This window comes from Streptomyces sp. NPDC001443 (assembly GCF_053597355.1).
Window position 1 is genome coordinate 22,727 of record NZ_JBSFIA010000068.1, and the last position, 7,930, is coordinate 30,656.

At 71.6% G+C, this 7,930-nt stretch carries 9 protein-coding genes; 2 read left to right on the forward strand and 7 right to left on the reverse strand.

Annotated features, from left to right (window positions below; translation table 11 throughout):
• Nucleotides 1-3 precede the first annotated feature (3 nt).
• Nucleotides 4-753 carry a maleylpyruvate isomerase family mycothiol-dependent enzyme gene (locus ACWC24_RS39810; protein WP_450667799.1) on the forward strand — a complete coding sequence of 250 codons (750 nt, stop codon included), beginning with the start codon at nt 4-6 and terminating at the stop codon, nt 751-753.
• A 217-nt stretch (nt 754-970) separates the two neighbouring features.
• On the opposite strand, the gene ACWC24_RS39815 is transcribed toward ACWC24_RS39810, so the two are convergent.
• From ACWC24_RS39815 to ACWC24_RS39825, 3 genes are all read right to left on the reverse strand, one after another.
• Nucleotides 971-2,080, reverse strand: coding sequence for a hypothetical protein (locus ACWC24_RS39815; protein WP_450667800.1), 1,110 nt, complete (start codon nt 2,078-2,080; stop codon nt 971-973).
• A 133-nt stretch (nt 2,081-2,213) separates the two neighbouring features.
• Nucleotides 2,214-2,600 (reverse strand): MerR family transcriptional regulator, encoded by a 387-nt coding sequence (locus ACWC24_RS39820; RefSeq protein WP_450667807.1) that lies wholly within the window; start codon nt 2,598-2,600, stop codon nt 2,214-2,216.
• A gap of 26 nt (nt 2,601-2,626) precedes the next feature.
• Nucleotides 2,627-3,394 carry an SDR family NAD(P)-dependent oxidoreductase gene (locus ACWC24_RS39825; protein ID WP_450667801.1) on the reverse strand — a complete coding sequence of 256 codons (768 nt, stop codon included), beginning with the start codon at nt 3,392-3,394 and terminating at the stop codon, nt 2,627-2,629.
• A 326-nt stretch (nt 3,395-3,720) separates the two neighbouring features.
• On the opposite strand from ACWC24_RS39825, the gene ACWC24_RS39830 reads away from it, so the two are divergent.
• Nucleotides 3,721-3,936 (forward strand): eCIS core domain-containing protein, encoded by a 216-nt coding sequence (locus tag ACWC24_RS39830; protein WP_450667802.1) that lies wholly within the window; start codon nt 3,721-3,723, stop codon nt 3,934-3,936.
• On the opposite strand, the gene ACWC24_RS39835 is transcribed toward ACWC24_RS39830, so the two are convergent.
• The 4 genes from ACWC24_RS39835 to ACWC24_RS39850 all read right to left on the reverse strand — a co-directional run bounded on the left by ACWC24_RS39835 (nt 3,879) and on the right by ACWC24_RS39850 (nt 6,869).
• Nucleotides 3,879-4,904, reverse strand: a complete 1,026-nt coding sequence (locus tag ACWC24_RS39835; protein WP_450667803.1) for an alcohol dehydrogenase — start codon at nt 4,902-4,904, stop codon at nt 3,879-3,881. The genes ACWC24_RS39830 and ACWC24_RS39835 overlap by 58 nt on opposite strands.
• A 1-nt stretch (nt 4,905) precedes the next feature.
• Entirely contained in the window at nt 4,906-5,310 is a 405-nt protein-coding gene (locus tag ACWC24_RS39840; RefSeq protein ID WP_450667804.1) for a nuclear transport factor 2 family protein, read from the reverse strand.
• Nucleotides 5,311-5,601: 291 nt separating this feature from the next.
• Nucleotides 5,602-6,288, reverse strand: coding sequence for an alpha/beta fold hydrolase (locus ACWC24_RS39845; RefSeq protein ID WP_450667805.1), 687 nt, complete (start codon nt 6,286-6,288; stop codon nt 5,602-5,604).
• A gap of 200 nt (nt 6,289-6,488) precedes the next feature.
• Nucleotides 6,489-6,869, reverse strand: coding sequence for a hypothetical protein (locus ACWC24_RS39850; RefSeq protein WP_450667806.1), 381 nt, complete (start codon nt 6,867-6,869; stop codon nt 6,489-6,491).
• Nucleotides 6,870-7,930 lie beyond the last annotated feature (1,061 nt).

A 7,930-nucleotide genomic window follows, 5' to 3' on the forward strand; every position in this document is an offset into this window, starting at 1 on the left:
GCCGTGACCGAGACCACCGACAGCGCTCTCGCCGAAATCGATCTCCTCCAAGACGAGCTCCGAGCCTCTGTTGCGCGCCTCCGCGCCGGCCTCGGCTCGCTGACCCACCTCCAGGCCCGCGAGCCGTCGGCACTGCCCGGCTGGAGCCGCGGCCACGTGATCACCCACCTCGCCCGCAGCGCCGACGTCTACCGGTGGCTGCTGACACTGGCCCGCACCGGCACGGAGCCCGGCCCACGGGCAGACGCCGCCGCTCTGGACCGTGTGCTGCGCGAGGGCGCCGAGCGCTCCGCCGGTGAACTCGTCGCCGACCTGCGCGGCAGCCTCGACCGCCTGCTCGACGAGACACAGGCCATGCCGACCGAAGGCTGGTTCATCCTGGTCACCGCGCTCGCAGGGTGGCGGCACCCCGCCTGGTTCACGCTCCAGCGCTGCCGGCGCGAACTCGAGACGCACCACGTCGACCTGGACTTGGGTCACACCACGGCCGACTGGCCTTCCGACTACGTCACATGGGCGCTCGACGACACCATCGCCACGCTCACGGCACGCGACTTCCCGGTTTCCCGCATCCAGGTCACCGACCTCGATCGCGCCTGGACCCTGGCCCCGTCCGGCCCCACCGTCACCGGCTCGGGCCACGCCGTCCTCGCCTGGCTCGCCGGACGCGACACGGACACGCGGCTCCGGTCAGACGCTCCGCTGCCGACCCCGCCCAGGTGGCCGCTCCCGCCGACGCCGGGCTGGGCCTGAGCCCGACCTGCCGGAGCCGGCGCACCGTGGCGTCCGGGTGCGGGGTTCATCGACGCCCACGACTCGATGACCTGCCACTTCCTGCCGGCCCACGCACCGGACCTCAACTCCGTCGAGGTCATCACGTCCCTGCTGCGGCGCACTGACCATGTCCACACCGCCTTCATGGATGCCTCCCCGAAACCGGCCTCGTCCTGACGACATCACGGCCACGACGTCAGAGGATGAGGTCGGCATAGGTGCCCCGCGTGAGGTTTTCGAGGATCGTGCGCAGCCACGGGCTGCGGACGGCCGGCAGCCGGACCAAGGTGTGCTGGAAGGTTCCCCGGTCGACCCGGATCAGGCGGTTGGGGAGCAGCGGGAGCGGGTCGTCGCGGAGGACGTCCTGGGGTATGCGGCCCGATGCGGGAACCGGCAGGTACGGCTGAGGAGTGACCAGCCACAGCCACACCCCCAGCGGCAGGGGCACCAGATATGCCGACGCAGTCGGGCCGGCGGGCGTCCAGGTCCGACCCGTCTGGGGATGGACCGGTACGAGGAGGATGCCGACGCCCGCATCCGGGGAGGGCTGTCCCGGTCCGGCCAGGGCGGCACGCCGCTGAGGGGGGCCTGTGGGCAGCAGGGCGTCGAGTGCGCGTTGGAACACGTCCGTAGTCAGTCCGCCCGGGACACTCACCGGCTGCCCCTGGGAGGCCACCAGCAGGTGGGCGAGCGCATGGCCGGCTGCCGCCTCCCACTGCGGACTCCACGACCAGTAGTGGCTCGGCCCCAGCGGTCCTCCCCACGTGGCGATCGGCTCGACCGGGGGCGTTCTCTCCCCCTTCTCCGCCAGCTCCGCCCAGGACAGGGGCGCAGTGCGGCTACCGCCGACGGGGACGCGGCGCACGGCGTCCGAGCCGAGTCGCACTGCCTGCCAGAGCGAGCAGTCGTCGACCCTGGTCGCCACGGGGAGGTCGCAGGTCTCGCAGGCCATGTTGGGCCCGTCGGCTCCGTCGAGGCCGCAGCAGGCACCGCCGAGCTTCTCCGGAATCAGCCGGGTTCCGCGGATATCACCGGGCGCGATGACACTCGCCCCGGGTGTGCTGTCGGACAGGGAGTGGACCGGCGCGTAGATGCCGCGTGCCTCCGCCTCGCCCGGATCGATCTCGTCCCACATCCGCCGCGGTCCTCCCCAGGGGTCCGGGTCCACGGCAAACGTCCCCGACTGCATGAGCACCGGGAGTTGGGCCCCGTTCCCGTACACCTGACGGGCATGGACCGGCAGTGCGACCGGAGACAGCGGGGTGGTCAACTCGGCGCCGCACCCTGCACACACGAAAACGAACAAGCATCCTCCATAGGGGAACAGGCGCATCCTCGCAGTTCGCCGACAGCCGGCCAACGTGTTTTCCTGTCCGTGGCGGGCCTTCGGGTCGCCGGCTGCGTGGGCGGCTCGCGCTCCGGCAGTTCTCCAGCTTCTGTCATGAGGCAACAGGCTGGGCCGCGGGGCGGAACCGGTCACCGGTCTTCTGCCGCAGCGCGGCTTCCAGCCGGTCGCGGGCCTCGGTCTGGGCCGCGATGCGTTCGTCGAGGACCGCCAGCCGCTCCAGCGCGACCCGCACCCCCTTGTCCGAGGGCTCGGCGGCAGCCACGTCGCCGTCCAGGCAGGGCAGGAACACCCGCACGTCGTCGAGGGTGAGTCCGGCGGCCAGCAGGTAGCGGATGTTGCGCACCCGTACGATCGCCGCCTCCTCGTAGACGCGGTAGCCATTGGGGGCCCGCTCGGAGGAGATCAGCCCGGCCTGTTCATAGTGCCGCAGCGCACGCGCGGTCGTACCGGTCGTCCTGGCCAGCTCGCCGATCTGCACCCGTCCCACCTCCCCGGCCACTCCTATCACGCCACGACCGCTCCGCCGTCGACCGGGAGCACGACTCCGGTGACGAACGATGCCGCCGGCGCGGCAAGCCGGGTGATCGCCCAGGCCACCTCCTCGGGTCGGCCGATCCGGCCCAGCGGGGTATGCGCCAACTGCCATTCCCGCACTGAGGCCATCTGCTCCGGCGTCAGGCCCTGATGTTCGCCGATGGGAGTGTCGATCGCACCCGGGGCGACGGCCACGACCCGGATCCCGCGGGGTGCCAGTTCGACCGCCCAGCTGCGGGTCAGCGATTCCAGGGCGGTCTTGGCCGCGGCATAGACCGAGTTGCCGGGCCAGGCCCGCTGCCCCACCGACGTACCGACGTTGACGATCGCCCCGCGCGCCGCCTCCAGGAGCGGAAGGGCGGCTCGGGCCAGCAGGATGGGGGCGATCAGGTTGGTGGCGAGCTGAGACGCGATGGTCTCCGGCGTCAGCATGCCGAGAGCACCGACGCGCACGATGCCGGCGTTGTTGACCAGCACGTCCAATCGCCCCTGGGCCTCCAGTACGGTTCGGACGACGCGCTCGGGCTCGCCCTCGGCTGTGATGTCGGCGGCCAGCGGGGTGATCTGCCGGTGCCCGGCAGCGGTCTCCTCGAGCGGTTCGGTGCGCCGTCCGATCGCGATCACATGGGCGCCCTCCGCGGCGAAGGCGCGGGCGGTGGCCCGGCCGATCCCGGTGCCGGCCCCGGTGACGGCGACGACCCTGCTGCTGTGCGGTGCTGTGCTGTTCATGCCGGCCATCGTTCAACCCTGCCGCCGGCGGCAAGGTCAAGCAGCGGCAGTTCCGAACCTCTCCGCGCCTGCCGACTCCCCCTGGGCGCGGTTCGTCCCGGGCCTGTTCGGCGCAGACGCGCAGGCGGGCACGGCCGTCCAAGGGCGTGTAGACCGACAGATGCGGATCGACCCCGGCAGGGTCCGGCAGGGGGACCTTCGACCACCTGCACGACCACGACCACGACCATGAGTACGATCACCGGCAAGCCGGCCACGGGCAGTCCCGGACCGGCGACTCGCGGCTGTTCAAGGCGGCGGCCGCGGGCCGTCCGGATGTCCTGGGACCGTCCGGCATGGAGGCGAGGCTCGGGGCGGACTTCCCCGGCGTACGGGTGCGCACGGGCGACGCGGCGCACGGGCCCGCGAAGGCGGTCGGAGCACATGCCCGCACCGTCGGCGGCAACGTCGTCTTCCAGCGGGACGCCTACGACCCGTCGTCCCACGCCGGGCGTCAGCCGACGGTGAGGACCATCCGGAAGCGGGCCTTGCCGGCGAGCATCTTCCGGTAGGCCTCGTCCGCGCGGTCCAGTGGCACGGTCTCGGTCATCGGGCGGATGTTGTGCAGGGCGCTGAAGGCCATGGTGTCCTCCACGTCCTGTGAGGTGCCGGACGGGTGGCCCCGTACGACGTAGCCGCTCAGCAGGAGCTGGGCCGGGGTGACCCCGAGCGGCTCGGTGTCGGCTCCGATGACCACGAGCTCACCGCGGGGGACCAGGCCGGACACGGTGGAGGTGATCGCCTCGGAGTTGCCCGCGGTGGCCAGGACGACCTTGGCGCCGCCGAGGGACTGCAGCGCCTCGGCGGTCGGAGTGCCGGAGGCGCTGTCGATGTAGTGGTGGGCGCCGAGCTGCTTGGCGAAGTCGGCCTTCTCGGCGCCGCGTGCGATCCCCACGGTCTCGAAGCCCATCGCGGCCGCGTACTGCACCCCCAGGTGTCCCAGACCGCCGAGGCCGAGCACCGCGACCAGATCTCCCGGCCGCGCGGAGCTGCGCCGGAGCCCGTTGAAGGTCGTCACGCCCGCACAGGCCAGCGGCCCCGCGTCGACCGCCGAGAGCGCGTCGGGGATCCGGGCGAGCGCGTCCACGGGCGCGACGACCTTCTCGGCGAATCCCCCGTCGTACGTCCACCCCGGGACCTGAAGGCTCCGGCACACGATGAAATCACCCTCACGGCAGGGCTTGCAGTGCCCGCAGCTGCCGCCGAACCAGCCGACCGCGACCCGGTCGCCGACCTGCCACCCCTGGTCCTGAGCCGCTGCGCCCAGTTCCTCGATGCGGCCGGCGATCTCGTGCCCGGGCACCTCGGGGAACGACAGGCCCGGCAGCCCGTTGCCCACGAAGATCGCATCGCTGTGGCAGACGCCGCACGCCTCCACGGCGATCCTGACCTGGCGGGGTCCCAGCTGCGACGTCTCTCGCTCGGCGATCTCGAACGTGCCGTTCGGGGTGGTGACCTGCGCGACTCGATACGCACTCATCTCAGCGCTCCTCGGGGAAGTGGTCGCCGTACATCGGCAGGTGGCTCAGGGACTGTTCGCGGGTGGCTTCCTGCTCGATGACGTCCCAGTGTTCCGCCAGGACACCGTCCTCGACGCGGAGGAAGTCGACGGCGATCCACGGGGCGGCCTGGGCGTGTCCCGAGAAGCGGCCGCGCACCATGACCATGTCGCCCTCGGCCATGACCAGCTCGTACTCGTGTCTCAGATCCGGCGGGAGGTTCCTGACGAGGTCGAAGAGCCCGTCCCGCCCGGGCGCGATATGGGCGCTGTGCTGGATGTAGCCGGGGGACCAGAAACGTTCGGCCGCGGCGTAGTCCCGCTTGTTGAACAAAGTGTCGAAAGCGTCGAGGACGACGGCCTTGTTCTTCTCTTCGAGGGCGCTCATGGGGGAAACCGCCTTCTGTGTGCCGCACACGGAGTCGGGCGCAGGCAGCCGGAAAGCAATGCGGAGCCACGTCGATCAACGACGGTGTCCAGTGTCACGATACGTAGGTTTCGGAACATCCACAGTTTCGAGGCCTCCGCGTTTCCAGGGGCGAGACCCCCGGCCGCCCGGGAGGATCCCTGCCTGCCTGCCTGCCTGCCTGCCTGTCTGCCTGCCGAGCCGAGTTCGGGCCGCGACGGTCGGCGTGTCGAGCGCTCCGGCGGGACACACCGCGCCGCTTCGGCGCCGGCGCTATGCCTCCAGCGTCTTCGCCGCGTCGCGGATGACGTCGAGGACGAAGTCGGGGTGGGAGAGCATGGGCACGTGGCTGCTGTCGATGTCGAACGTCTTCGCGCCCATGCGCTCGGCGGCGGCCCGTTCCAGGTCCGGGTTCACGGTCCGGTCGTTGTTCGCGACGATGTACCAGCTCGGCGTCGTGCGCCAGGCGGTGCCGGGAACCTGCTGGTCGAACAGATCGGCGACCGGCACGGCGCCCGTCGCGAGCACGAGCTGCTGCTCCTCGGCCGGCAGATCGCCGCAGAAGTGGCCGATGCCCGACTCGCGCAGCCAGACGCGGCCGCCGGCGATCTCGACGTGATCGAAGACGGGCGTGTGGGGGAACTTGTCCTGCTCGTCCTGCGAGGTCTCGTCCTCGTCCGGGCCGAGCGCGGCGATGTAGACCAGAGCGCCGACGCGGTCGTGGAGACCCGCTTTGGTGATCAGGGTCCCGCCGTACGAGTGACCGACGAGCACGACCGGGCCGGGCACGTGGTCGATGGCGCGGGTGACGCACGCGACGTCGCCTTCGAGCGAGTCGAGGCCGTGCTGCGAGCTGAGGACCGCGTGTCCTTCGGCCTGGAGTGTGGGGATGAGCTTGTTGAAACACGAGCCGTCGGCCCAGAGCCCGTGGGCGAATACGACGCTTGCCTTGCCGGCCATGACGTTCTCCTCAGCAGACACCGACCCGCGGAGATCACTGCATTGAGTGCGTTCGCCGTCACTCTAGGTGGGAGCCGTGGGCGTCGCTCGGCGACGGGGTCGCGCACCGGGCGAGCCGCCGGTGACCGTCACGGAAGGGTCGGGCCGGCCGGGACCGTCGACGGGCCGGGGGAGTGGTCCGGCGGCGGCCAGGAAGCGGGTCAGGGGCGTTCCGGGTGGGCGCTGCGGACGATCAGTGATCGCAGTTCCTCCACCGCCCGGACCCGGGCGCCGGCCAGCTCGGGTTCGTCCACGGTCGTGGCGATGACCGGCACGGGGCGGGGTGAACGGGCGAAGTGTTCGTCGACGGACGTCACCACGTCGGGCCGCACGCCCCATCCGCCGCCGACGACGATCAGCTGGGGGTCGGCGAGCGAGACGGCGGCCGCCAGCACGCCGCCGACGGCGCGCGCCAGCGCGTCGAGGGTCCGCCGGGCCCGTGCCCCGTCGCCGGACAGCGCCTCCCGTAGGGCGTCGGTGTCGATCGCGGTGGAGGCGGGGCGGCGCAGGCCGAGGACGGCGAAGACCTCCGTCAGCGGCATCGCGCGTCCGTCCGGCCGCCCGGTCCGCCTCCACTCCCGCCAGCCGGTCTTTCAGGGTGTGCAGGCGGCGGGACTTGGCATGCCACTCCGCCCGTGAACCGTAGCCGCGGGCCAGCCCAGCCCGCCGGTCCGCCTTCGCACCCAGCGGCCGGGCCAGCCGCGCTTCGACCGACACGATCTGCCCCCGCAGCCACCCCAGCTCGGCCGTCTGCCCGCGCCGGGCCAGCGCCCACTGGTCATGCGTGGCCTTCGTGATACTGCCCGCCCACCGCGCCGACGAGCGACCGGTCAGCTCCCGCTTACGCACCGCCCACCCGGCCGCGTCATGCCCCAGACCCTGCCGGACACGCATCGCGAGATCACCCGCGGCCAGCGACCCGAGGAACACCCCCACCTCCGCCAGCACCGCCACGTCCGCCTGCGACACCCGCAGCCGGGTCCGGACCGCCACCCCGGCAGGACCGGGCACCACGAACGACGCCGCCACCTCCCGCACCCCACCCACCCCCGCCCGCCCAACGCCGCACCACTCCAGTCACCTCACCCAACGAACCCCACCCGAGAAGGTCACGCATTCGACCGACAAACCCCCGTTCCCACCCACCGGCACCCGCCGCATGCCGCCACCCACCGCTCACCCATGCTCACAAAAGCTCACTCGTTCATGGTCAAGCGGCAGCAGTTTCGAACCCCATGGAGCCGCCAACCTCGCTCAGGGGCTCTCGCTGTTCGGTGAGCTCCGGACACGGAAGAAAGTCGCCGATCTGAACGACCAGGCGGCCCGCCGACCCGGCCTGCGCAGTTCTTGGACCAGCGCGGACGGGACCAGCGCGGACGCGGACCGGCGGGTCGCACAGTCCTCGCGAGGAAGCCCAGCCTCCGGGCGCCCTCGCGGCATCGCAGCCTTGGCTGACTTCCGCCCTTGCGTCGTTCGTCGCCTGTCCATCTTCATCCGCCTCTCATCATCTCGGACCACAGTCGTCCCACCGGCCGCCGAAGGAATCCGAACAGCATCCGAGAGACGTGAGGCGCATTCTGATGACCGAGATCGAAATGGGTGG